Source organism: Pseudomonas sp. FG43, from assembly GCF_057809175.1.
Genome location: NZ_JBMDJL010000001.1, coordinates 168734 through 193442 on the forward strand (window position 1 = coordinate 168734; position 24709 = coordinate 193442).

Sequence of the window (24709 nt, forward strand, 5' to 3'; positions counted from 1 at the left end):
CGCAAAAAAATAAGACGATTCAGCCGTTGCTTGACCACTATTCCATATAAGAACAAAAGATTATGCCGATTCAACACACCGCCCCGCTGCGGCGCGTAAGCATTCTTGCCACTGACAAAGTATTCGCCTCGACCCTCATGCAAGCCAAGGACTTCTTCCATCTGGCCAGCCTGCGGTACAGCAAGCAATTGGGTCACGGCCTCAAACCCGCCTTTGAAATTCGCCTGGTAAGCCCGGACGGACAGCCCGTCGGCAGTTTCAGTGACGTCACCCTGCCGGTAGACGGTCCGCTGTGCGAAAGCGACATCATTGTCATCCCGGCATTCTGGGACGACTTCGACAGCCAGTTGCAGCAATACCCGCAGATACTGCCATGGCTGCGCGAACAGCACGCCAGCGGCGCCGTCCTGTGCGGTGAAGCCACCGGGGTTTTCTGGCTGGCCGAAGCCGGCCTGCTGGACGGCAAGGAAGCCACCACCTACTGGCGTTTCTTCAATGCGTTCAACGAAAGGTTTCCCAAGGTCCTGCTCAATCAGGAAAAACACCTGACAGACGCCGACAACCTGTATTGCGCAGGCGGCACCACATCGGCCTGTGATCTCTACATTTATCTGATCGAACGCTTCTGCGGCTCGAACGTCGCCCAGGCCGTGGCCCGCGACATCCTCTATGAGGTGCGGCGCAGTTATTCACCGGGAAGGATAGGTTTTGGCGGCCAGAAGCTTCATCAGGATGTGATCATCCTGCAAATCCAGCACTGGCTCGAAGAACATTTCGCGGACAAGTTCCGCTTTGAAGACGTGGCCCGCAACCACGGCATGAGCATCCGCAACTTCATGCGCCGCTTCCAGGCCGCAACCGGCGACAAGCCGCTGCATTACCTGCAACGCCTGCGCATCGAAACAGCCAAGGGCCTGCTCTCCGGCACGCGAAAGAGCATCAAGACCATCAGCTATGAAATTGGCTACGACGATGCAAGCTTCTTCGCCCGCCTGTTCCGCCAGCACACCGAACTGTCGCCCAATCAATATAGGCAGCAGTTTCAGCAGGCCGCCTGAGGGCAGCATGCTGAAAAGCTGCAAGCTGCAAGCTGTAAGTTACAAGCTGCAAGCAAAAGCAGTGCGCAACCTGCCTTTACTTGCAGCTTCCAGCTTCCAGCTTGAAGCTTGCAACTGCTCCTAAGGCTTATGCGCCCGAGCCAAAAACTCGTGGGATTGCATTTCCAGCAAGCGGCTCAAGGTACGTGCGAATTCAAACGTCAAACGTCCGCCCGTATACAGGTCCTTCAGCTCAACTTCTGCCGAGATGATCAGCTTGACGTTACGGTCGTAGAATTCATCGACCATGTTGATGAACCGACGAGCAATGTCGTCAGTGGTCACGCTCATCTGCTCAACACCGCTTAGCAGCACGGCATGAAAGATCTTGCCCAGCTCGATGTAGTCGTTCTGGCTGCGAGGCCCGTCGCACAATTCGCGGAAATCGAACCACGCCACGTCGTCGCAGGTACGCAGGGCACGGATTTCGCGATTCTCGATGATCAGCACATCGTTTTCGATGGTCTGCGCACACTCCGGCGTCAAAGCCTTGAAGCTTTTGCGCAGGCTTTCCTCGGCGACGTCATTGAGCGGGAAGTGGAACAGCTCGGCCTGCTCCAGATGGCGCAGGCGATAGTCGACGCCGCTGTCGACGTTGACGATATCGGTGTTCTGCTTGATCAGGGCAATCGCAGGCAGGAAGCGGGCGCGTTGCAAACCGTCCTTGTACAGACCGTCGGGCACGATGTTGGAAGTGGCGACCAGGGTCACGCCATTCTTGAACAGCTCTTCCATCAGGGTGCCAAGGATCATGGCATCGGTAATGTCGGAAACGAAGAACTCGTCGAAACAGATCACCCGCGCCTCATCGGAAAAGCGCTTGGCGATAAGAGTGAGCGGGTTTTTCTCGCCCTTGAGGGTTCTCATTTCTTCGTGCACGCGCTTCATGAAGCGGTGGAAGTGAGTCCGCACCTTCTGCTCGAACGGCAGGGCATCGAAAAAGGTATCGACCAGATACGTCTTGCCCCGGCCTACACCACCCCAGAAGTACAACCCCTTGACCAGGGCTGGCTCTTTCTTGCCGAACAGCTTGCCGAACACGCCCGGCTTGCTGTTGTTCGCAGCGATCAGATCTTCGTAAAGACGCTGCAAGTGACGCACAGCGTTTTCCTGCGCAGCATCGTGGAAGAAGTCAGGGCGTTTCAGATCTGCTTGATATCGTTCTAGGGGCGTCATATTCGGTAACAAGGCAACAAAAGCGGGCCGTCACTGTAGCGACGGCCCGGGGGAATGGCAATCAATCCTGCAAGGCTTTGAGCTCAGCCAGCAAGCGCTCTATACCGGCCTGCACGGCTTCAGCACTTTCAAACTGCGGACTTTGGGCGTTGCCATTGCCAAAAGCCACTTCAAAGTGGAAGTCACCAGGAATGATGATTGGCTCGTTGGGGCCAAGCAGACTTTTGCTGGCAGCGCCTGCCGTCTTGCCATCCGCGAAATGGCTCGACAGCAACAACTCTTCACCATCGGCAGCCAGCAGACGGAAACGGAAACTGCCGTCTGCTTCACGGAAGCTCACAACCCGTGCGCCCTTGGCGGCTTTTTTCTTGCCGGTTTCGACATTCTGCGCAACCGTGCGGAACGAGCGCAGGCCAACCGCCTCGCGCAGTTCTTCAAGGAACGGCGTGGCGGCGCGACGGGCTTTCTGGGCACCGGCGAGCAGGATGTCTTCTAGATCCGCAGGACGCTCGATCAGGCCCAGGTATTTCTCGCGGGCTTCGCTCAGTTCGCCATCCAGCAGCTTGAACAGACGATTCTTGGCCTCGCCCCAACCCAGACCTTGCAACAGCTCGGAGCGGAACTCGGCCGACTGCTCTGCACTGGAGAATGCCTGATAGAGCGTGAACAGGTGAGAGTTATCCGGGTCCTTGGCTTCGCCGGGAGCACGCGAGTCGGTGACGATGCGCGAGATCGCATCCTTCATGTCCTTGGCGCTGCTGAACAACGGAATCGTGTTGTCGTAGCTCTTCGACATTTTGCGACCATCCAGACCGGGCAGCGTCGCAACGCTTTCCTCGATCAGGGCTTCAGGCATGACGAAGAACTCCTTGCCCTTGCCGAACAGGTGGTTGAAGCGCTGACCGATATCGCGAGCCATTTCAACGTGCTGGATCTGGTCACGGCCGACCGGCACTTTATGGGCGTTGAACATCAGAATGTCGGCCGCCATCAGCACCGGATAGCTGAACAGCCCCATGGTGATACCGGCATCCGGGTCTTCGCCGGCCTCGACATTCTTGTCTACAGATGCCTTGTAAGCGTGGGCGCGGTTGAGCAGGCCCTTGCCGGCCACGCAGGTCAGCAGCCAGGTCAGTTCCGGGATCTCGGGGATATCGGACTGACGATAGAAGGTCACTCGATCGACATCCAGACCGGCAGCCAGCCAGGTCGCCGCGATTTCCAGGCGCGAGCGCTGGATGCGCTGCGGGTCATCGCACTTGATCAAGGCATGGTAGTCCGCCAGGAAGTAGAACGAGTCGACATCCTTCTGGCGGCTGGCGACGATGGCCGGGCGGATCGCGCCCGCATAGTTGCCCAGATGGGGAGTGCCGGTGGTGGTGATACCGGTCAGGATACGAGTAGTCATGGCAGGTCGCTTATTCTATGGCTGCAATCAGTTCGAGAGACGCGGAAGGACCAGATCTTTCAGATCGGTCAGCTTGCCGTGAAAAAAGTGTCCGCATTCTGCCACTTTCAGCAGCTCATGGGGACGTTGCAGAAGCGCGGACCATGCATAGACCATTTCCGGGTCCACGACTTCATCGGTTTCGGGCTGAATGACCGTCAGCGGACAGTTCTGCGGCAGGACGCTTTGATCCTTCAAACGCGATGCGGCAGCGGCCACCAGAAACAGGTGTTTCAGTTGCTCGCCTTGCGCTTCGAGGCGTCCGCCAAGCGTGGCAGCCACATAACCCCCAAAGGAAAAACCCAGCAACGTGATGGGCAGATCCGGCTGCTGCTTGCGAAGCCATTGCGCGACCGCAACCGCATCTTCGACCTCCTCCGGCCCGGCAACCGATGTGCCAGCGCTGGCACCGACGCCACGATAATTGAAACGTAACGTAACCAGACCGGCATCGCGGGCGGTACGCTGCAACGTCGAAACCACTTTATTGAGCATCGTCCCACCCTGGATCGGGTTAGGATGGCAAATCAGCGCCAGGCCCACAGCATCGGGCAGATCCTGATAAAGCGCTTCAAGCTGGCCTTCGGGGCCATCAATGAATACGGGGGTTTCACGCATGGACAAAATAAACTCCGTGACCTCGAAATGGATCGACTCGTCTAGCTGATTGTCTGTGGCTGACATATAAGCGACGTGTCGCGGGTATACAGCGCAGGTTAGAGCCGTTAACGTAAAGCAAAGCCGTTTATAGAGGAAGGACTCGTGGAACACTCGCTCTTAGTTTGGTTGTTGCCGACTCTTGCCCTGGTTGCCGGTGTCGTCATTGGTTTCCTGGTCGCACGTCTGCTGCCCAATACCGTTCCGAATAACACCCAGCGCCAGCTGGATAGCATTCAGGAGCGCTTCGATACCTATCAGAACGAGGTGGTCACACACTTCAACAGCACGGCTACCCTGGTACAGAAACTCTCGCAAAGCTATCAGGAAGTACAGGAGCATCTCGCCGAGGGCGCCAATCGTCTGGCCCTTGACGAACTGACCCGCCAACGCCTGCTGGCGGCCTTGCATCCAGAGGCCAACCAGGCACCACGCGACCGCCTTACACCGCCACGTGACAGCGAAGCACCAAAAGACTACGCGCCAAAGGCACCCAACACGCCTGGCATGCTGGATGAGCATTACGGTCTGAAAAAGCCGTAAGCGACCGATAAACAAAAAGCCCGCCATTCAGATCGAATGGCGGGCTTTTTTGTGGACGCTACAGAAACATCCTACGCATTTTCAAGACTGCAACGTCTATGTATAAATTCTGCACACATTTACCCTCTCCAAAAACTGGAGAAACAAATGAAAGCGATAAAAATACTGACTGCATGCCTATTACTATCAGGTTGCGTCTCCGGCGACTGCACTCACAACTGTTACATGATGGGAAGACATAATCCCGAACTTCTGTACAAATGCGAAATGGACCCAAACCGATCTGACTGCCCCGTGCAACGATAAATATGGAAGCAATCCACTAACAGAAATCAAAACTTCCATGTATAGATCTTGAAGGGCTCTATCAAAACCCGAATGGTTCTATTGTTTCGCCCAGGTATGAAACCAAACCGAGCCCATAAAAGGCTGCCTGTGCGCTCGTCATAGATGATCAGATTACCGTCATCCTGCATGGACATATGGCTGTGATACCAATATGACTTATCCTTGCTGTGAGTGCTTTCTGCCACCCAGAGGCGAGCTCTGGCCGGATCGTAGAGAAAACCGCTATTGCTTACGACAAACCAGGGTGCGCCTCTTTGCTTGCGAGAAAGTGTAAGACTATAGGGCTGACTACCATCAGCGGCCCATATAACAACGCCATTATCCTTGATTACAAGATTACCATCGCCCTGTAAGTCCAGACGAAAGCGCCCGTTAGGCGACAGCAGAAACTGCCCAGGGGTCATCATTTGATTGGGCGGCAATACAGGAGAGCCACTTCCATTAAACGAACCGTATTGAATACTCATCTCTTTCACCTTGAAAGCTATAGATTGAGTATTCAACTAATCATCAGAGGGGAGTGATATGCGATAAATATATACCGCATTTCGCTAATGAATTGGCTCTGTCTGCGTTAAGTGTTGCAGATGACTAAACTCGCACCGTGCAACCCCTGCCTAAGGCTCTGCAATGCGGGTTTCAGGGGTGCGTAAAGTGGACGTTACAAGAAAAGCCTAATTAATTGATTTTATTGAATAAAATCGCATTCTTTTCCAGGTGCAACACTTAACGCACACAGAGCCAATGAATTCGCTCCCACAGACCATGTGTGGGAGCGAATTCATTCGCGAAGAACTTAGATCGCGCCGCGGGTGCGCAACAAGTCCAGTACCAGCTTGACGCCCTCTTCCACGCTCAACGACTGTGTATCGATCACGAGGTCGGCATCCAGCGGTACGTCGTACGGGAAGGATTCGCCTGGGATGTTGTCGCCATCGGCGGCATACAGACCTTGCGGATCACGCTCGCGGCAGACGCTTGGCGAAGCCTGGACGTAGACGGTCAGCAAACGTTCCTTGCCAAGCAGCGCCTTGGCGCGCTCACGGCCTTCTGCATCCGGTGCGACGAAGGCTGCCAGGGTCAGCAGGCCGGCTTCGTTGAACTGACGGGCTACGTGAGCAGCACGGCTCCAGTTCTCGGTACGACCGGCACGGTTCTGTGGCAGACCTTTGTTCAGGTCGTGACGCAGGTTCTGGCCATCGAGGACATAAACCGCACGCCCCATGTCGAACAGCTTGCGCTCGACCGCGTAGGCCAGCGTGCTTTTGCCTGCGCCCGACAGACCGCTGAACAGCACGGTAGCCGGTTGCTGACCGAAGCGCTGGGCGCGTTCCTGAGTCGACACGTGAGCCAGTTCGCCATGGTGATTCGCGCCGCCCGCACTGACTGGCTTGGCGATGATCATGCCCGCCGCGACAGTGCCGTTGGTCAGGCGATCAATGACGATGAACGCACCGGTGGTGCGGTTGCTTTCGTAACCGTCCAGCGCGATAGGTGCATCGAGGCTGATCTTGACGCGGCCAATCTCGTTCAGTTGCAAGGCGCTGGCAGGACCTTCGACCAGCGTGTTCACATCGACGCGATGTGTGATGCTGGCAATCGAGCCCGGCACGTAGCTGGTAGCGCGCTTGATGTCGTATTTCTTGCCCGGCAGCATCGGCTCTTCAGCCATCCATACCAGCATGGCATCGAATGCATCGCTGACTTGCGGAACGTTGTCGGCATGCACCAACAGGTCACCACGGGAGATATCGATCTCGTCTTCCATAGTCAGGGTCACGGCCTGGCCTGGACCTGCCTGCTCCAGTTCACCTTCAAAGGTGACGATGGACTTGATGCGACTGCTCTTGCCCGACGGCAGCACGACGATTTCATCGCCCTTATGCACGATGCCGCTGGCCAGAGTGCCAGCGAAGCCACGGAAGTTCAGGTTCGGGCGGTTGACGTACTGCACCGGGAAACGCAGGTCCGCATAGTTGCGGTCACTGGAGATCTCCACGGTTTCCAGAATTTCCATCAACGACTGACCGGTGTACCAGGGCGAACGCTCGCTCTTGTTCACCACGTTATCGCCCTTGAGCGCCGACATCGGCACGAATGCCATGGTGGTCGGCTTGAAGGCCAGGCCTTCGGCAAACTTCAGGTAATCGGCCTTGATCGACTCGAAAATGCTCTCATCGAAGCCATTGAGGTCCATCTTGTTGATGGCCACGACAATGTGCTTGATGCCCAGCAGCGAAGCGATGTAGCTGTGACGACGGGTCTGGGTCTGCACGCCATAACGGGCGTCGACCAGAATGATCGCCAGATCGCAGGTCGATGCACCGGTCGCCATGTTACGGGTGTACTGCTCGTGGCCCGGCGTATCGGCAATGATGAACTTGCGCTTGGCCGTAGAGAAATAGCGATAAGCGACATCAATGGTGATGCCCTGCTCACGCTCGGCCTGCAGGCCATCCACCAGCAGCGCCAGATCCACGTCATCGCCAGTGGTGCCGGACTTCTTCGAGTCGCGGGTAATGGCTTCCAGGTGATCTTCATAGATCATCTTGGAGTCATGCAGCAGACGCCCGATCAGCGTGCTCTTGCCGTCATCGACGTTGCCACAGGTAAGAAAGCGCAGCATTTCCTTGCGTTCGTGCTGGCCCAGATAGGCGAGGATGTCCTCGCTGATCAATTCGGATTGATGGCTCATAGGGTTTAAGCTCCAAGCTGTAAGCTTCAAGCGGCAAGCTTGTCGGCGTACAACTAGTCAGAATTTTTTTGTTATGAGCGCTCAAATACGCCCACAAAGGGCGGCAACCTGCAAAACCCTGAAGCTACGCAATGTGCTTCCAACTTGCAGCTTGCCGCTTGTAACTTGAAGCTTAGAAATACCCCTGCCGTTTCTTTTCTTCCATCGAGCCTGCGCCGTCGTGGTCGATGACCCGGCCCTGGCGTTCGGAAGTTCGTGTCAGGAGCATTTCCTGGATGATGTCGGTCAGGCTGGTCGCCTCGGATTCGACGGCACCGGTCAGCGGGTAGCAGCCGAGGGTACGGAAGCGCACTTTCTTTTTGACGATGCGGGCCTTTTCCTCGTCGGTAAGGTGCTCGAGGATGCGATCGTCGTCGATCATGATCAGGGTGCCGTTCTTCTCGATGACGTCGCGCTCGGCTGCAAAGTACAGCGGCACGATCGGGATGCCTTCGAGGTAGATGTACTGCCAGATGTCCAGTTCGGTCCAGTTCGACAGCGGGAAGACGCGGATCGACTCGCCCTTGTTGACGTTGCCGTTATAGACGTTCCACAGCTCGGGACGCTGGTTCTTCGGGTCCCAGCGATGCTTGCTGTCGCGGAACGAGTAGACACGTTCCTTGGCACGGGATTTTTCCTCGTCACGCCGCGCGCCGCCGAAAGCTGCGTCGAAACCATGCTTGTCCAGTGCCTGCTTCAGGCCCTCGGTCTTCATGATATCGGTGTGCTTGGCACTGCCGTGGGTGAAAGGGTTGATGCCCTGCGCAACACCATCAGGGTTGACGTGGGTGATCAGATCCAGGCCCATTTCCTCGACCATCTTGTCGCGGAAGCTATACATTTCCCGGAATTTCCACCGGGTATCGACGTGCATGACCGGGAACGGCAGTTTGCCCGGAAAGAAGGCCTTGCGTGCCAGATGCAGCATCACGGCAGAGTCCTTGCCGATCGAGTACAACATCACCGGGTTGTCGAACTCGGCGGCGACCTCGCGGATGATGTGGATGCTTTCCGCTTCCAGCTGTTTCAGATGCGTCAGTTTGTCAACCATGGTTACTCACGGATTGCAATCGTTGTGGGCCGGGAAAAATCCCCCCGGGCGGCCAGCGGGCCGTATTCGAGCCGCGCACTTTATCATGAGGGATACCGCAGGATCAGCGCGCTGGATAGATCGAAACGATCTATCCATATAGCTCGTCGTTTGGACCTTCCCAGACAGCGTGAAAACTGCTGCGCTCGGTCACGCTGAATTTTCACGCGCCTGTTTCAGATCGGATTCGGGCAATCGATGAAAATATGCTCAAGGGCAAAACGCCGTGCCAGATAGTCACCCAAGGCCTGAACACCATAGCGTTCGGTGGCGTGGTGCCCCGCGGCGATAAAGCTGATGTCGTTCTCACGGGCACTGTGAAAAGTCTGTTCCGAGGCTTCGCCACTGAGGAACAAGTCCACGCCCTCAAGCACTGCCTGATCGATATAGCCCTGCCCTCCACCGCTGCACCAGCCGACACGACGGATCATCTGGCTGCCTTCGATCAATAACGGCTCACGCCCCAGCGCGTCCTGCACGCGACGGGCAAAGTCGCGAGGCGTCACCGGCTCGGAAAGGGAACCGACCAGACCGACCACCTTGGGATTCTCGGGGTCCAGCGGACCTTCGACCGTAATGTCCAGCTGGCGAGCCAACTGCACGTTATTGCCCACATCCGGATGCACATCCAGGGGCAGGTGATAGGCCAGCAGGCTGATGTCATGCTTGAGCAATGTCTTCAAACGACGCTGCTTCATGCCCACGACACAGGGATTCTCGCCCTTCCAGAAGTAACCATGGTGGACCAGAATCAGGTCGGCCTGAGCCTCGACCGCTGCGTCCAGCAAGGCCTGGCTGGCCGTCACACCACTGACGATACGCATGATCTGCGGGCGACCTTCGACCTGCAAACCATTGGGGCAGTAATCCTGAATGCGGGCACTGTTGAGATAACGGTCGGCCTCTTCGACCAGGGTACTCAGGGCAACAGCCATAAAAGACTCCTAAATATGCAGTTCAGAGCTGCTTTGTGCTCGTATAATGCCCGCCATTATGGCGCACCCGCGGAAAAATCTTTGCGCCTGTAACCATCAGGACTTGCTCAATGTTAAAGGCACTGCGCTTTTTCGGCTGGCCATTGCTGGCTGGCGTGCTCATCGCCATGTTGATTATTCAGCGTTACCCGGAATGGGTAGGGCTGCCCAGCCGGGATGTAAACCTGCAACAGGCTCCCAAGGCCACTGTAGTGATGCAGGGCCCGACGTCTTATGCCGATGCAGTGAGTGCCGCTGCACCAGCCGTGGTCAATCTCTACACCACCAAGATGGTCAACAAGAGCAACAACCCCATGTTCGAGGACCCTCAGTTCAGAAGGTTCTTCGGCGACAACGTTCCCAAGCAGAAACGCATGGAATCCAGCCTCGGCTCCGGTGTGATCATGAGCCCCGAAGGCTACCTGCTGACCAACAACCACGTTACGACGGGTGCGGACCAGATCGTGGTCGCTCTCAAGGACGGTCGCGAAACCATCGCACGAGTGATTGGCAACGATCCTGAAACCGATCTGGCCGTTCTGAAGATCGACCTGAAAAACCTGCCTTCCATTACCATTGCGCGCTCCGACAGCATTCGTATCGGCGACGTGGCACTGGCCATCGGCAACCCGTTCGGGGTGGGCCAGACCGTCACCATGGGCATCATCAGCGCGACCGGCCGCAACCAGTTGGGCCTCAATACCTATGAAGACTTCATCCAGACCGACGCCGCCATCAACCCCGGCAACTCGGGTGGCGCGCTGGTGGATGCTGCTGGCAACCTGACCGGCATCAATACCGCAATCTTCTCCAAGTCAGGCGGCTCGCAAGGCATCGGCTTTGCTATCCCGACCAAACTGGCAATGGATGTCATGAAGTCGATCATCGAGCACGGTCAGGTCATTCGTGGCTGGCTGGGTATCGAAGTTCAACCCCTGACGCAGGAACTGGCCGACTCCTTCGGTCTGAAAGACCGCCCAGGCATTGTGGTCGCAGGAATCTTCCGCGATGGCCCGGCACAGAAAGCCGGCCTGCAACTGGGAGATGTGATCCTGAGCATCAATGGCGAACCGGCAGGTGACGGCCGACGCTCGATGAACCAGGTGGCGCGCACCAAGCCAAAGGACAAGATAGCGATTGATGTCATGCGCAACGGCAAGGAATTGCGCCTGAGCGCCGAGGTAGGCCTGCGGCCACCACCGGCACCGACGCCAGCAGTGAAGGAACAGTAAAACCAGTCTTCGCGAATGAATTCACTCCCACACAGCAGGAGCGAATTCGTTCGCGAAAGAACTAGATCCCGCTCAACCCATCCAGCAAGGCCTGATTCTGCTCAGCCGTACCGATGCTGATACGCAGGAACTGGGCAATGCGCTCCTGTTTGAAGTGACGCACGATAACGCCCTGCTCGCGCAGCTTCGCTGCCAGGCCTGCCGCATCATGTTGCGGGTGGCGGGCAAAGATGAAGTTGGCCGCCGAAGGCAGCACTTCAAAGCCAATACCTTCCAGCTTCTCGACCAATGCCTCACGGCTGGCGATCACCGCATTACGGGTAAAATCGAAGTGCTCCCGATCTTCGAAGGCTGCGGTCGCACCGACAATCGCCAGACGATCCAGAGGGTAGGAGTTGAAGCTGTTCTTGACTCGCTCCAATGCCTCGATCAGATCAGGATGACCTACCGCAAACCCGACCCGCAGCCCGGCCAGTGAACGGGACTTGGACAACGTCTGGGTCACCAGCAGGTTCGGATAACGGTCAACCAGCGCTATCGCCGTTTCACCGCCAAAATCGACATACGCCTCATCGACCACCACGACCGAATCCGGGCTGGCCTTGACGATCTGCTCGACCGCTTCCAGCGGCAGCAGGCAGCCGGTGGGTGCGTTCGGATTCGGGAAGATGATGCCGGCGTTCGGCCTGGCATAATCGGCCACGCGAATCTGGAACTTTTCGTCCAGTGCGACAGCGTCATAGTCAATGCCGTACAGACCGCAGTAGACCGGATAGAAGCTGTAGCTGATATCCGGGAACAGCAACGGCTTATCGTGCTGGAACAGTGCGTGGAAAATGTGCGCCAGCACTTCATCGGAACCATTGCCCAGGAACACCTGGCTGGCTTGTACGCCGTAATAGCCAGCAACCGCCTGCTTGAGCAGGTCGCTGTTGGGATCCGGGTACAGACGCAGATCATCGGTCAATGCAGCCCGCATCGCCTCAAGCGCCTTGGGCGAAGGGCCGTAAGGGTTTTCATTGGTATTGAGCTTGACCAACTTGGTCAGCTTCGGCTGCTCACCCGGCACATAAGGCACCAGACTGCTGACGAAAGGACTCCAGAATTTACTCATTACTTGCCTTCCTCTGTGCTGCCCGCACTCCAGTTGGTATCGGTGATACGGTACTCGGCACTGCGAGCATGGCCGGTCAACGATTCGCCACGGGCCAGGATCGAAGCGGTCTTGCCCAGCTCGGATGCGCCTTGCGGCGAGCAGTAGATGATCGATGAACGCTTCTGGAAGTCATAGACACCCAGCGGCGAAGAGAAACGCGCAGTGCCGGAAGTCGGCAGCACATGGTTCGGACCGGCGCAGTAGTCACCCAATGCCTCGGACGTGTGGCGTCCCATGAAAATCGCACCGGCATGACGAATCTGCGGCAGCCAGGCCTCAGGATCGGCAACCGACAGCTCAAGGTGTTCCGGCGCGATACGGTTGGCGACATCGATGGCTTGCTGCATGTCGGCCACCTTGATCAAGGCACCGCGGCCGTTGATCGAGGTTTCGACGATGGCAGCACGCTCCATGGTCGGCAGCAAACGGGTGATGCTGGCGGCAACCTTGTCGAGGAACTCGGCATCGGGGCTGACCAGAATCGCCTGGGCGTCCTCGTCGTGCTCGGCCTGGGAGAACAGGTCCATGGCAATCCAGTCCGGATCGGTCTGGCCATCGCACACCACGAGGATTTCCGAAGGCCCGGCAATCATGTCGATGCCGACCTGACCGAACACATGGCGCTTGGCAGTGGCGACATAAATGTTGCCGGGGCCGACGACTTTATCGACCTGAGGCACGCTTTCAGTCCCGTACGCCAGTGCGGCAACGGCCTGCGCGCCACCAATGGTGAAGACGCGATCCACACCAGCGATGCAGGCAGCGGCCAGTACCAGCTCGTTGATCTCGCCACGCGGAGTCGGCACGACCATGACCACTTCAGTCACGCCGGCCACTTTCGCCGGAATGGCATTCATCAATACCGATGAAGGATAAGAGGCCTTGCCACCTGGCACGTACAGGCCAGCACGATCCAGAGGCGTGACTTTCTGGCCAAGCACCGTGCCATCGGCTTCGGTGTAGCTCCAGGAGTCCTGCTTCTGCTTTTCGTGGTAGCTGCGCACCCGGGCGGCAGCCGTTTCCAGCGCCTGGCGCTGGGCCGGGGAAATGCGTGTCAGCGCCAGTTCCAGGCGCTCGCGAGGCAGGATAAGGTCAGCCATCGACGCCACTTGCAGGCCATCGAAACGCTGGGTGAACTCGACCAGGGCGGCGTCACCACGCTCACGCACGGCCTTGATGATGTCGAGCACACGCTGGTTGACCGAATCGTCAGACACACTTTCCCAGCTCAGCAGATGATCCAGATGTCGTGCGAAATCCGGATCGGCAGCATCGAGTCGGCGTATTGCAGTGGGAGTGGTCATAGCGATATCTCAATAAGTGGCGGATGCTCAGGTGCCATAAGCTACCAAGCTATCCGCGCAGGCACCTGAGAAATTTGGCTATGACACGGATAGCTGGACGCGACTCAAGGCCGCGCAATCAGATCAGCTGCGGTGTCGCGACTCCACTGCCTTGCGCAGTGTGTCGATGAGCGCCTGGATGCGCGCATGCTGCATTTTCATCGAAGCCTTGTTCACCACCAGACGCGAACTGATGGTTGCGATCAGTTCCTGGGGCTCAAGACCGTTGGCGCGCAAGGTGTTGCCAGTGTCGACCACGTCGATGATCTTGTCGGCCAGACCGATCAGCGGAGCCAGTTCCATCGAGCCATAGAGCTTGATGATATCGACCTGACGACCCTGCTCGGCGTAATAACGCTTGGCAACATTCACGAACTTGGTCGCCACACGCAGGCGGCCTTTTGGCTCGGCTGCGCCAATGGCTCCTGCGGTCATGAGCTTGCACTTGGCAATCTGCAGATCCAGCGGCTCATACAACCCCTGGCCGCTGTACTCCATCAACACATCCTTGCCCGCAACACCCAGATCGGCAGCGCCATGCTCGACATAGGTCGGCACATCGGTAGCGCGCACGATCAGCAGGCGTACGTCGTCTTGAGTCGTGGGGATGATCAGCTTGCGGCTCTTGTCCGGATTCTCGGTCGGCACAATGCCCGCTTCGGCAAGAAGCGGCAGTGTATCGTCGAGGATACGGCCCTTGGACAGTGCGATGGTCAACATGGAAAACGTAAGTCCTTATCAGGAAACTTTTGCCCTGCGCAGGTGGCCCAGAGCAACACTTGAGCCCGATACTACTGGCTCAAGGTAAAACGAATCAGAAATCGCACCAGCATGAATCAGGTGGCTCCACTCCCCCAGGGGCAGCAGAGCCACATGCTACTAGCCCGGAACGCGACGGATCTTGGCACCCAGCATTTGCAGCTTCTCTTCGATGCACTCGTAACCACGGTCGATGTGGTAGATGCGATCGATCAGAGTATCGCCCTGAGCAACCAGCGCCGAGATCACCAGACTGGCCGATGCACGCAGGTCGGTCGCCATCACAGGCGCGCCCTTGAGCACTTCGGTTCCGGTCACGATTGCAGTGTTGCCTTCAACCTGAATATGCGCGCCCATGCGATGCATTTCATAGACGTGCATGAAGCGGTTTTCAAAGATGGTTTCGATAACCGCACCAGTGCCTTCCGCGATAGCGTTGAGCGAGATGAACTGCGCCTGCATATCGGTCGGGAACGCCGGGTAAGGCGCAGTACGCACGTTGACCGCCTTGGGGCGCTTGCCGTGCATGTTCAGCTCGATCCAGTCTTCGCCGCTGGTGATTTCAGCGCCGGCTTCCTGAAGCTTGAGCAATACCGCCTCAAGAATCGTTGGGTCGGTGTCCTTGACCTTGACCCGGCCACCGGTGGCAGCAGCGGCAACCAGGTAAGTACCGGTTTCGATACGGTCCGGCATGACTTTATAAGTCGCTGACCCCAGGCGCTTCACGCCATCAATGGTGATGGTATCGGTACCGGCACCCTGGATTTTCGCCCCCATGGCGATCAGGAAGTTCGCCAGATCGACGACTTCAGGCTCGCGAGCGGCGTTTTGCAGGACGCTGCGGCCGTTTGCCAGGCTGGCAGCCATCATGATGTTCTCGGTACCGGTCACGCTCACGGTATCGAAGAAGAAGTTGGCACCACGCAGGCCGCCTTCAGGGGCCTTGGCCTTGATGTAGCCACCTTCGACATCAATGATTGCGCCCATGGCTTCAAGGCCACGGATGTGCAGGTCAACCGGACGCGAACCGATGGCGCAGCCGCCAGGGAGTGCGACTTCAGCTTCACCGAAACGGGCAACCATCGGCCCCAGCACCAGAATCGACGCACGCATGGTTTTCACCAGCTCGTACGGCGCAACCAGTGTCTTGATGGTGCGCGGGTCGATCTCGACGCTGAGTTTTTCGTCGATCACAGGCTCGATGCCCATCCGACCGAACAGCTCGATCATGGTGGTGATGTCGTGCAGGTGCGGCAGGTTCTGAACAACTACAGGCCCATCGGCCAGCAATGTTGCCGAGAGGATCGGCAGGGCGGAGTTCTTTGCCCCGGAAATGCGAATTTCGCCATCAAGACGAACGCCGCCGGTAATAATCAATTTATCCATTAGAATCTCGACACCAATTGGCTCAGGTGCGCTCGGCCCAGGCAGCGCGGCTGAAAAATTTCATAGTGACCGCGTGGATACTGCCATCGGCAATCCAAGGGTTCAGATGGGCATAGATGTTTTGCTGACGCTTGACGGGGCTCAGGCTGGCCATCTCGTCACTAATGATGTTCAGCTGGAAATTGCAGCCTTGGCCTTCAACTTCCACCTGGATTTCGGGCAGCTTTCCTTCAAGGAAGCTCTTAACTTCTACAGCCTGCATGCTTAACCTCGATCGGCGCCCTACGCGCGCGGGTCGGCCATCATACAAAAAAGCCCATGCTATGCGAACCCCAACGACGGGGCGCCAGACAAAGGGCTTTTCCGATAACCGCTATTAATGAATGTCCAAAAGCTCGCTCAAGCCCGATACCCGGGCAATTTCCCGCATATCCTCAGGCAATGACTGCACGCTGACCGACTTGCCTGCATCCTTGGCGTCACGCATGAACGCCAGCAACAAGGCAAGGCCTACACTGCTGGACTTCACCACACCGGAGCAGTCCAGAATCAGGTTCGACGCATCGCTGGACTTGATGAGGGCCGCGCCCTGCTTGCGCAGTTGCGGCCCGCTACGGTAATCCAGCACGCCCGTCAGCTGCAATTGACCCGGCGAACCAAGGCTTACGGCAGACTCACTCATTGCGCCGACTTCTGCGCAGCTTCGGTCGTCACTTCCTTGGCCTTGGCGACTTCACCTGCCCAGCCATCGATGGTCTTGTCCAGGTCGTTGCCATTACGCTGCATGGCGTCGGCGAACTGATCACGGAACAGCTTGCCGATGTTGATGCCATTGATGATGACGTTACGAACCTTCCACTCACCGTTGATTTTCTCAAGGGTGTAGGAAACAGGATAGACCGCGCCGTTATTGCCTTTTACCTGCATGTCGACGCTGGTGCGGTCCGCACCCTCATCCTTGGCTGGCGAAACGGTAATGCCCTGGTTGTTGTACTCAAGCAACGCATTGCCATAGAACTGCATCAGGCTGCGCTTGAAGTTTTCCTGGAAGCGCTGCATCTGCTCAGGCGAAGCCTTGCGAGAATACTTGACGGTCATGATGCTTCTGGAAATGCCGTCAGCGTCAACCACCGGGCCAACGATACGGTTCAAGGCATCGTAGAACGCGCTCGGATTGGATTTGTACTGCTCTTTATTGCTGGCCAGGTCGCTCAGCAACTCCTTGGTGGTGCGATCTACCAGGTCATGAGCAGACGGAGTTGTCGCCGCATTTGCCATCATGGGCAGCACGGCCAGCAATACCAGCAGACCACGGCGCAGGATAGAGATCATTTAAAGCTCCTCATTTGGCTTCTTTACTCACGGTATTGAGCAGGAATTTCCCGATCAGGTCTTCCAGCACAAGCGATGACTGCGTGTCATGGATCGTACTTCCATCCTTGAGCAGAGCCTGGTCACCGCCCACGCTGATACCAATGTATTTTTCACCCAGCAAGCCGGCGGTCAGGATCGAGGCCGTGGAGTCGGAAGGCAGGTTGTCCACCTTCTTCTGGATCTCCAGCGTTACACGACCGGTAAAGGTGTCACGATCCAGATCGATTGCCGTTACACGGCCAATCGGGACACCCGCCATGCTCACCTTGGCTCTGACAGTCAAACCGGCGATATTGTCGAAGTAAGCGTAAAGTTTATAGCTGTCATTGGTCGCACTGGCGCTCAAGCCGCTGACACGCAGGGCGAGCAATAGCAAAGCCAGGATCCCGGCCAGCAGGAACAGGCCGACACCGGTTTCGATTGCGCGGTTTTGCATCAGAAATCTCCAAACATCAAGGCGGTCAGAATAAAGTCGAGGCCCAGCACTGCCAGCGAGGCATATACAACCGTTTTGGTCGTAGCCCGACTGATGCCCTCGGAAGTGGGCTCACAGTCATAGCCCTGGAACACAGCAATCCAGGTCACCACGAAGGCAAAGACGACACTTTTGATAACACCATTGAGCACATCACTGGTGAAGGAAACGCTGCTCTGCATGTTCGCCCAGAAGGAGCCTTCATAGACGCCCAGCCAGTCGATAGCGACCCAAGAGCCACCCCAGATTCCGACCACACTGAAAATGATCGCCAGCAGCGGCAGGGAAATGAACCCGGCCCACAGGCGTGGCGCAATGATGTACTTGAGCGGATCGACCCCGATCATCTCAAGGCTCGACAGCTGCTCGGTGGATTTCATGTTGCCGATCTCCGCAGTCAGTGCGGAGCCTGCACGCCCGGCGAACAGCAGCGCAGTGACCACCGGGCCAAGCTCGCGCAGCAGGGTCAATGCGACCATCTGGCCCACCGCCTGCTCCGAACCGTATCTGGCGAGGATGCTGAACCCCTGAAGCGCCAGCACCATGCCAATGAAAATACCGGACACGACGATGATGACCAGAGACATCACGCCCACAGAATACAACTGCTTGATCAACAGCGAAAAACCGCCGCCGATGCCACCACGCCCTACCAGAGCATGGCCCAGGAAGATGCCGGATCGCCCCAGCACTGCCACGGTATCAATGGCCGAACGCCCAAACAGGCGGATACGGTCCAGCAATGACTTATTGCGCATCAGCGCTTCCCCAAAAGATCTTCACGAAAATCCGGTGCCGGATAGTGAAACGGAACGGGGCCGTCCGGCTCGCCGGTCATGAACTGACGAATGCGCGGATTATCCGAGGACATCAATTCCTGCGGCGTACCCTGCCCCAACACCTGCCCGTCTCCGACGACGTACAGGTAATCCGCGATACTTGCCGTCTCTGAAAGATCATGAGACACCACGATGCTGGTTATCCCCAGCGCATCGTTGAGCAAACGGATCAGACGAACCAGCACCCCCATGGCTATCGGGTCCTGCCCGACAAAGGGTTCGTCGTACATGAGAATCTGCGGGTCGAGAGCGATTGCACGGGCAAGCGCCACACGGCGCTTCATGCCGCCGGACAATTCGTCAGGCATCAGCTCCAGAGCCCCACGCAAACCTACTGCCTGCAATTTGAGCAGGACAATGTCGCGGATCATCTCTTCCGGTAACTCGGTGTGAACGCGCAAGGGAAATGCAACGTTCTCGAACACATCCAGATCGGTGAACAACGCGCCGCTCTGAAACAGGACGCCCATGTTCTTGCGCGCATCGAACAGATCGCTGCGTGACAGCTCGGGCAGGTTCTGGCCATTGACCCAGACCTCGCCTGCACTTGGGCGCAACTGCGCACCCATCAGACGCAGCAAGGTAGTCTTGCCACAGCCGGAAGGCCCCATGATCCCGGTGACCTTCCCTCTGGGAATACGGATATCGACATTACTGAATATGCTGCGCGTGCCGCGTTTGAAGGACACACCTTTCAAATCGACCGCGTAGGCGTCATCGGCGCTCATCTAAACTCCTTGCGATACAGCCTCTCCCTTCTCCTGTCGTGCTCTGACGAGAGACAGACAGTGCGGGCCAGCCGAACAAGCCGCGAACTATATCACCGCAGCAGCACGCCACCCAAGAAGAGAACCTGTTTGTTAGATACCCTGACGCACCTTGCAGACACCCTTTGCATGTTGAAATAAACCTCAGGACAGCCCTTGCAATAAACCTGAAAAGCTGAACAAGCCGCCCCGAATACAACTCCATGACGATCAGACGTGAGGGAATCGTACATTACCGCTATAATCGCCGCCTTTCAGCAAGCCGACTAATTCAAGATATGAGCCGATCCAGCGACCTGACTCAATCCGCGCAACGAACCATCCGCCTCGAAATGGAAGCCATACAAGGCTTGCTTGGCCATCTCGATGGCGATTTCGTGCGCGCGTGCGAAATGATTCTGGCCAGCAAGGGACGTGTCGTAGTGGTCGGCATGGGCAAGTCCGGGCACATCGGCAGAAAGATCGCCGCCACCCTGGCAAGCACCGGCACGACCTCGTATTTCGTGCATCCAGCCGAAGCCAGCCATGGCGACATGGGCATGATTACCCGTGACGACATCATTCTGGCTCTGTCCAACTCCGGCACGACCAACGAAATCGTCACGCTGTTGCCACTGATCAAGCGCCTGGGCATCCAGATGATCAGCGTGACCGGCAACCCGAACTCAGTCATGGCCAAGGCCGCCGACGTCAACCTCAACGTTCAGGTGGAACACGAAGCCTGTCCGCTGAACCTGGCGCCAACGTCATCGACAACCGCCGCTCTCGTGATGGGCGATGCTCTGGCAGTTGCCCTGCTTGAAGCCCGTGGCTTTACCGCCGAAGACTTTGCGTTCTCGCACCCTGGAGGTGCATTGGGTCGACGCCTGCTGCTGAAAGTCGAGAACGTCATGCATACCGGCGACACCCTGCCCAAGGTACAGCGCGGCACCCCGCTACGCGATGCACTGCTTGAAATGACCCGCAAGGGCCTGGGCATGACCGCAATCGTCGACGCCGACGGCAAGCTGGCCGGGATCTTCACCGACGGCGACCTGCGCCGCACGCTGGATCGTCCGATCGATATTCGCGAAACCACTATTGATGAAGTCATGACGATTCACGGCAAGACGGCCCGCCCAGACATGCTTGCAGCCGAAGCCCTGAAGATCATGGAGGATCACAAGATCAGCGCCCTGATCGTCGTCGACGCCAACGACCACCCGGTAGGTGCGTTCAACCTGCAGGATCTCCTGCGTGCGGGTGTCATGTAATGGCCGCCACCCTGTTTGCGAAAGCCCCGAATCCGGGCCATGAGCATGAACAAGTCACCTATCCGGCCGACGATCTGCCAGACTTGCCATTGATCCGGCATGTCAGTCGCGAACAGGGCAGCCTCGAAGCAGCCCAATCCGCCTCCTTATAGAAGCCATTTTTTATGTTCAACAAGAAAGTTCGTACGTTTCTGCTTTTCGGGGTGCTGGCGCTGCTGCTTGCCGCAGCGGGCTACTGGAACATAAGCCCGGAAAGCTTCATGGATCAGCCTGTCGCCACAAAAGACGACACCGCTATCGACTATTACGCCATCAATGCCCATAGCGTGCAGTACCTGCCCGACGGCAAGATGCAATACGACATGACCGCAGACAAGGTCGAACACGTCAAGGCCACGGATGTGACCCTGCTGACCAAGCCCGATCTGCATATGTACCGCGGCACCCTGTTCCCGTGGCACGTCCAGAGTGAACGCGGCGAAGTTTCGCCTGGCGGCACAGAGGTCGAACTGATCGATTCGGTACGTGTTGCACGCACCGACGAAAAACAACGTACGACTATCATTACCAGTAGCCGTATGACCGTATTCCCACAGAAGCAATATGCGCAGACCGAGCAAATCGTTAGAATCGACGCCGCTGGCGGTGTAACGACAGCCAAGGGAATGAAAGCGTATTTGAACGACGGCAGGATGGACCTGCTGTCCAACGTAAGAGGACAGTATGAGTCTCGTTAAAACTCTTCCTTTTTTGCTCGGCCTGGGCGCAGCACTGGGAAGCCCGAGCGCCTGGTCCCTGCCAACCGACCGCGATCAGCCTATCCACATCCAGTCTGACGACGCGCAGCTCGATGACAAGAAAGGCGTTGCCACCTACAAAGGTAACGTCATCATCACTCAGGGTTCGATGAAGATCACCGGCAACACCGTGACCATCACTCGTAATGCCCAAGGCGAAGTCGACGTATTCACCTCCGTCGGCAACCTTGCCTATTACGAGCAGAAACCCTCGGTAGACAAGCCGATCGTGCAGGCTTATGGCGTGACCATCCAGTATTACGCGGCACAAGACCGCATCGTGCTGATCGACAAGGCCAAGGTCATCAATGACGGCAACACCTCCGAAGGCGAGAAGATCGTCTACGACACTGTGAAGCAGATCGTCACTGCCGGCCGCGCCAATGGCGGCTCCAAAGTGACTGCGCCACGCCCGCGGATCGACATGGTCATCCAGCCCAAAAAGAAAACCGAACAGCAGAAGGCCCAGTAAATGGCGACGCTTAAAGCCCAGCACCTGGCTAAAAGCTACAAGAGTCGTCAGGTCGTACGCGATGTCAGCCTGTCCATCGACAGCGGTCAGATCGTAGGCTTGCTCGGCCCTAACGGTGCAGGCAAGACGACCTGCTTCTACATGATTGTCGGCCTGGTACAGGCCGATCAGGGCCGCGTCCTGATCGACGACCTCGATGTCAGCCACCAGCCGATGCACGGGCGCGCCCGTGCCGGTATTGGCTACCTGCCACAGGAAGCCTCGATCTTCCGCAAGCTGTCCGTGGCCGACAACATCATGGCCATCCTTGAAACCCGCAAGGAACTCGACGGCGCTGCACGTCGCAAGGAGCTGGAAAGCCTGCTTCAGGAATTCCACATCACCCATATCCGCGACAACCTGGGCATGAGCCTTTCGGGTGGCGAACGTCGCCGCGTGGAAATTGCCCGCGCACTGGCCACCGCCCCCAAGTTCATCCTGCTCGATGAGCCTTTCGCAGGCGTTGACCCCATCTCGGTGGGCGATATCAAACAGATCATTCATCACCTGAAAGCCAAGGGCATCGGCGTGCTGATCACCGATCACAACGTCCGCGAAACCCTGGATATCTGCGAAACCGCTTACATCGTCAACGATGGACAACTGATTGCCGAAGGCGACTCGCAAACCATTCTGGCCAACCAGTTGGTGAAAGAAGTCTACCTCGGCCACGAGTTCCGCCTGTAGTCGACCCTGTGTGAGCTCTTTTGATGCGAGCTTTGCCTGGACATCCTGTTGACAATGCATTTTTTGTCATGATGCTCTAGGCAAACACTTCAGATTCAGGCATATAACTTGCTTAAGCTGGCGCTTCGGCGCCCTGTAGTGGATGGCGCATGTGCGCCGGCGAATAAGGTGTTTAGCCCCTGCCATGAAACCATCGCTAGTCTTGAGAATGGGCCAGCAGCTGACGATGACGCCGCAGCTGCAACAGGCTATCCGCTTGCTCCAGTTATCGACCCTGGACCTCCAGCAAGAGATTCAGGAAGCACTGGAATCCAACCCTATGCTGGAACGTCAGGAAGAAGGCGACGACTTCGACAACTCCGACCCTCTGGCTGACAACATCGAGCAAAAGCCCAATACAGACGTTCAGGAACCCAGCTACCAGGAAACCGCACCGACTGTGGATAACCTGGAAGACGGCGAGTGGAACGAACGCATTCCAAACGAATTACCTGTCGACACCGCCTGGGAAGATGTCTATCAGACCAGCGCCAGCAGCCTGCCCAGCAACGATGACGATGAATGGGACTTCACCACCCGTACATCCGCTGGCGAAAGCCTGCAAAGCCACCTGCTATGGCAATTGAATGTCGCGCCGATGTCCGACAAGGACCGGCTGATTGCCGTCACCCTGATCGACTGCATCAATAACCAGGGTTATCTCGACGAAACCCTCGAAGAGATAGTCGAAGCCTTCGACCCCGAGCTGGATATCGAACTCGACGAAATCGAAGCCGTTCTGCACCGCATTCAGCAATTTGAACCCGCTGGTATCGGCGCTCGCAACCTGAGCGAATGCCTGTTGCTGCAACTGCGTCAGTTGCCGGTAAAAACCCGCTGGCTGGCAGAAGCCCAGCGCCTGGTAACCGACTACATCGATCTGCTGGGCAGCCGCGACTATACGCAGCTCATGCGCCGCATGAAGCTCAAGGAAGACGAACTGCGCCAGGTCATCGAACTGGTCCAGAGCCTTAATCCTCGCCCCGGCTCCCAGATCGAGTCCACAGAAGCCGAATACGTCGTGCCCGACGTGATCGTACGCAAGGACAACGAGCGCTGGCTGGTAGAGCTGAATCAGGAGTCGGTACCGCGCCTGCGCGTCAACCCTCAGTACGCCGGATTCGTGCGCCGTGCCGACACCAGCGCCGACAACACCTTCATGCGCAACCAGTTGCAGGAAGCACGCTGGTTCATCAAGAGCCTGCAAAGCCGCAACGAAACACTGATGAAGGTTGCCACCCAGATCGTCGAGCACCAGCGCGGTTTTCTCGAATACGGCGATGAGGCCATGAAACCGCTCGTCCTGCATGACATCGCCGAAGCGGTAGGCATGCACGAGTCGACGATTTCCCGCGTGACCACTCAGAAGTTCATGCACACCCCACGGGGCATTTACGAGCTGAAATACTTCTTTTCCAGCCACGTAAGCACCTCCGAAGGCGGCGAATGCTCTTCGACAGCTATCCGCGCAATCATTAAAAAACTGGTTGCTGCCGAAAATCAGAAAAAGCCGTTGAGTGATAGCAAGATCGCTGGTTTACTGGAGGCACAAGGCATTCAAGTAGCCCGTCGCACAGTTGCCAAGTACCGCGAATCACTGGGGATTGCACCTTCGAGTGAACGCAAGCGACTGATGTGATGCAGGCAGAGCCACAGCGTTCCAGCGGCAGGACTCAACACCTGCCTCTTTATGCACTGGCAAAGGAGAAAGCTGTATGCAAGTCAATATCAGTGGACACCAACTGGAAGTGACCAAGCCCCTTCGTGAATACGTTGAGCTCAAGCTCAAGAAGCTCGAAGGGCATTTTGACAAGATTACTAATGTGCAGGTCACGCTGGCTGTCGAGAAGCTGAAACAGAAAATCGAAGCCACTCTGCACATCCATGGTGGAGAGGTCGTAGCCAACGCCGAACATGACGACATGTACGCGGCAATCGACCTTCTCACTGATAAGCTCGACAGACAATTGCTCAAGCATAAGGAGAAGCAGCAGAACATCCTTAAAGGTGCGACAGCTCGCTGAC

The 24709-nt window shown here is 57.1% G+C and carries 27 protein-coding genes; 10 read left to right on the plus strand and 17 right to left on the minus strand.

Annotated elements, in window-relative coordinates:
* Positions 1-161: 161 nt before the first annotated feature.
* On the plus strand, positions 162-1058 hold the full coding sequence (locus ACODS3_RS00760; RefSeq protein ID WP_201005881.1) for a GlxA family transcriptional regulator: 897 nt from the start codon (positions 162-164) through the stop codon (positions 1056-1058).
* A 120-nt stretch (positions 1059-1178) separates the two neighbouring features.
* On the opposite strand, the gene zapE is transcribed toward ACODS3_RS00760, so the two are convergent.
* The 3 genes from zapE to ACODS3_RS00775 form a co-directional block, all read right to left on the minus strand.
* The gene (gene zapE / locus ACODS3_RS00765; RefSeq protein WP_201005736.1) at positions 1179-2273 is read right to left on the minus strand and encodes a cell division protein ZapE; all 1095 of its coding nucleotides are present in this window, start codon (positions 2271-2273) and stop codon (positions 1179-1181) included.
* Between the two features lie 61 nt (positions 2274-2334).
* Positions 2335-3681, minus strand: coding sequence for a tryptophan--tRNA ligase (locus tag ACODS3_RS00770; RefSeq protein ID WP_201005737.1), 1347 nt, complete (start codon positions 3679-3681; stop codon positions 2335-2337).
* 27 nt (positions 3682-3708) lie between these two features.
* A complete protein-coding gene (locus ACODS3_RS00775) occupies positions 3709-4338 on the minus strand; it encodes an alpha/beta hydrolase (protein WP_201005739.1) in 630 nt (209 codons plus the stop codon).
* A gap of 144 nt (positions 4339-4482) precedes the next feature.
* Between ACODS3_RS00775 and ACODS3_RS00780 the strand changes: the two genes are divergently transcribed.
* On the plus strand, positions 4483-4920 hold the full coding sequence (locus ACODS3_RS00780) for a Z-ring associated ZapG family protein (protein WP_117165805.1): 438 nt from the start codon (positions 4483-4485) through the stop codon (positions 4918-4920).
* 332 nt (positions 4921-5252) lie between these two features.
* Here ACODS3_RS00780 and ACODS3_RS00785 read toward each other — a convergent pair whose 3' ends face one another.
* The 4 genes from ACODS3_RS00785 to ACODS3_RS00800 form a co-directional block, all read right to left on the minus strand.
* Positions 5253-5735, minus strand: a complete 483-nt coding sequence (locus tag ACODS3_RS00785; RefSeq protein ID WP_304575327.1) for a hypothetical protein — start codon at positions 5733-5735, stop codon at positions 5253-5255.
* 329 nt (positions 5736-6064) lie between these two features.
* On the minus strand, positions 6065-7963 hold the full coding sequence (gene cysN, locus ACODS3_RS00790) for a sulfate adenylyltransferase subunit CysN (RefSeq protein WP_304575326.1): 1899 nt from the start codon (positions 7961-7963) through the stop codon (positions 6065-6067).
* 172 nt (positions 7964-8135) lie between these two features.
* Positions 8136-9053: a sulfate adenylyltransferase subunit CysD gene (cysD, locus tag ACODS3_RS00795; protein ID WP_201005743.1), complete on the minus strand. Its 918-nt coding sequence runs from the start codon at positions 9051-9053 to the stop codon at positions 8136-8138.
* Positions 9054-9268: 215 nt separating this feature from the next.
* Positions 9269-10027: a Nif3-like dinuclear metal center hexameric protein gene (locus ACODS3_RS00800; protein ID WP_201005753.1), complete on the minus strand. Its 759-nt coding sequence runs from the start codon at positions 10025-10027 to the stop codon at positions 9269-9271.
* Between the two features lie 110 nt (positions 10028-10137).
* Between ACODS3_RS00800 and algW the strand changes: the two genes are divergently transcribed.
* Complete coding sequence (gene algW, locus ACODS3_RS00805) at positions 10138-11298, plus strand: Do family serine endopeptidase AlgW (protein WP_201005755.1); 1161 nt, start codon at positions 10138-10140, stop codon at positions 11296-11298.
* 61 nt (positions 11299-11359) lie between these two features.
* On the opposite strand, the gene hisC is transcribed toward algW, so the two are convergent.
* The 10 genes from hisC to ACODS3_RS00855 form a co-directional block, all read right to left on the minus strand.
* Complete coding sequence (hisC, locus tag ACODS3_RS00810; RefSeq protein ID WP_201018797.1) at positions 11360-12412, minus strand: histidinol-phosphate transaminase; 1053 nt, start codon at positions 12410-12412, stop codon at positions 11360-11362.
* A complete protein-coding gene (gene hisD / locus ACODS3_RS00815; RefSeq protein WP_201018796.1) occupies positions 12412-13758 on the minus strand; it encodes a histidinol dehydrogenase in 1347 nt (448 codons plus the stop codon). Before hisD ends, hisC begins: the two co-directional genes overlap by 1 nt.
* Before the next feature lie 123 nt (positions 13759-13881).
* On the minus strand, positions 13882-14517 hold the full coding sequence (gene hisG / locus ACODS3_RS00820) for an ATP phosphoribosyltransferase (RefSeq protein ID WP_201005761.1): 636 nt from the start codon (positions 14515-14517) through the stop codon (positions 13882-13884).
* A gap of 159 nt (positions 14518-14676) precedes the next feature.
* Positions 14677-15942: a UDP-N-acetylglucosamine 1-carboxyvinyltransferase gene (gene murA, locus ACODS3_RS00825; protein WP_025261767.1), complete on the minus strand. Its 1266-nt coding sequence runs from the start codon at positions 15940-15942 to the stop codon at positions 14677-14679.
* 22 nt (positions 15943-15964) lie between these two features.
* On the minus strand, positions 15965-16204 hold the full coding sequence (locus ACODS3_RS00830) for a BolA family protein (protein ID WP_025261768.1): 240 nt from the start codon (positions 16202-16204) through the stop codon (positions 15965-15967).
* Positions 16205-16318: 114 nt separating this feature from the next.
* Complete coding sequence (locus ACODS3_RS00835) at positions 16319-16624, minus strand: STAS domain-containing protein (protein WP_201018795.1); 306 nt, start codon at positions 16622-16624, stop codon at positions 16319-16321.
* On the minus strand, positions 16621-17274 hold the full coding sequence (locus ACODS3_RS00840) for an MlaC/ttg2D family ABC transporter substrate-binding protein (protein ID WP_201005765.1): 654 nt from the start codon (positions 17272-17274) through the stop codon (positions 16621-16623). Before ACODS3_RS00840 ends, ACODS3_RS00835 begins: the two co-directional genes overlap by 4 nt.
* 10 nt (positions 17275-17284) lie before the next feature.
* A complete protein-coding gene (gene mlaD / locus ACODS3_RS00845; RefSeq protein ID WP_201005766.1) occupies positions 17285-17752 on the minus strand; it encodes an outer membrane lipid asymmetry maintenance protein MlaD in 468 nt (155 codons plus the stop codon).
* A complete protein-coding gene (gene mlaE, locus ACODS3_RS00850) occupies positions 17752-18549 on the minus strand; it encodes a lipid asymmetry maintenance ABC transporter permease subunit MlaE (protein WP_201005767.1) in 798 nt (265 codons plus the stop codon). Before mlaE ends, mlaD begins: the two co-directional genes overlap by 1 nt.
* A complete protein-coding gene (locus tag ACODS3_RS00855) occupies positions 18549-19358 on the minus strand; it encodes an ATP-binding cassette domain-containing protein (RefSeq protein ID WP_201005768.1) in 810 nt (269 codons plus the stop codon). Before ACODS3_RS00855 ends, mlaE begins: the two co-directional genes overlap by 1 nt.
* Positions 19359-19675: 317 nt before the next feature.
* Between ACODS3_RS00855 and ACODS3_RS00860 the strand changes: the two genes are divergently transcribed.
* From ACODS3_RS00860 to hpf, 7 genes are all read left to right on the plus strand, one after another.
* Positions 19676-20650: a KpsF/GutQ family sugar-phosphate isomerase gene (locus ACODS3_RS00860; RefSeq protein ID WP_489032842.1), complete on the plus strand. Its 975-nt coding sequence runs from the start codon at positions 19676-19678 to the stop codon at positions 20648-20650.
* Positions 20650-20802, plus strand: a complete 153-nt coding sequence (locus tag ACODS3_RS00865; protein WP_201018793.1) for a hypothetical protein — start codon at positions 20650-20652, stop codon at positions 20800-20802. The genes ACODS3_RS00860 and ACODS3_RS00865 overlap by 1 nt, the downstream gene beginning before the upstream one ends.
* Positions 20803-20814: 12 nt before the next feature.
* Positions 20815-21387: an LPS export ABC transporter periplasmic protein LptC gene (gene lptC / locus ACODS3_RS00870; RefSeq protein WP_201018792.1), complete on the plus strand. Its 573-nt coding sequence runs from the start codon at positions 20815-20817 to the stop codon at positions 21385-21387.
* A complete protein-coding gene (gene lptA, locus ACODS3_RS00875) occupies positions 21374-21919 on the plus strand; it encodes a lipopolysaccharide transport periplasmic protein LptA (protein WP_201005774.1) in 546 nt (181 codons plus the stop codon). The genes lptC and lptA overlap by 14 nt, the downstream gene beginning before the upstream one ends.
* Positions 21920-22645, plus strand: a complete 726-nt coding sequence (gene lptB / locus ACODS3_RS00880; RefSeq protein WP_201005775.1) for an LPS export ABC transporter ATP-binding protein — start codon at positions 21920-21922, stop codon at positions 22643-22645.
* Between the two features lie 184 nt (positions 22646-22829).
* Positions 22830-24323: an RNA polymerase factor sigma-54 gene (locus tag ACODS3_RS00885; protein WP_201005776.1), complete on the plus strand. Its 1494-nt coding sequence runs from the start codon at positions 22830-22832 to the stop codon at positions 24321-24323.
* A gap of 76 nt (positions 24324-24399) precedes the next feature.
* Complete coding sequence (gene hpf / locus ACODS3_RS00890; RefSeq protein ID WP_025261779.1) at positions 24400-24708, plus strand: ribosome hibernation-promoting factor, HPF/YfiA family; 309 nt, start codon at positions 24400-24402, stop codon at positions 24706-24708.
* Position 24709 lies beyond the last annotated feature (1 nt).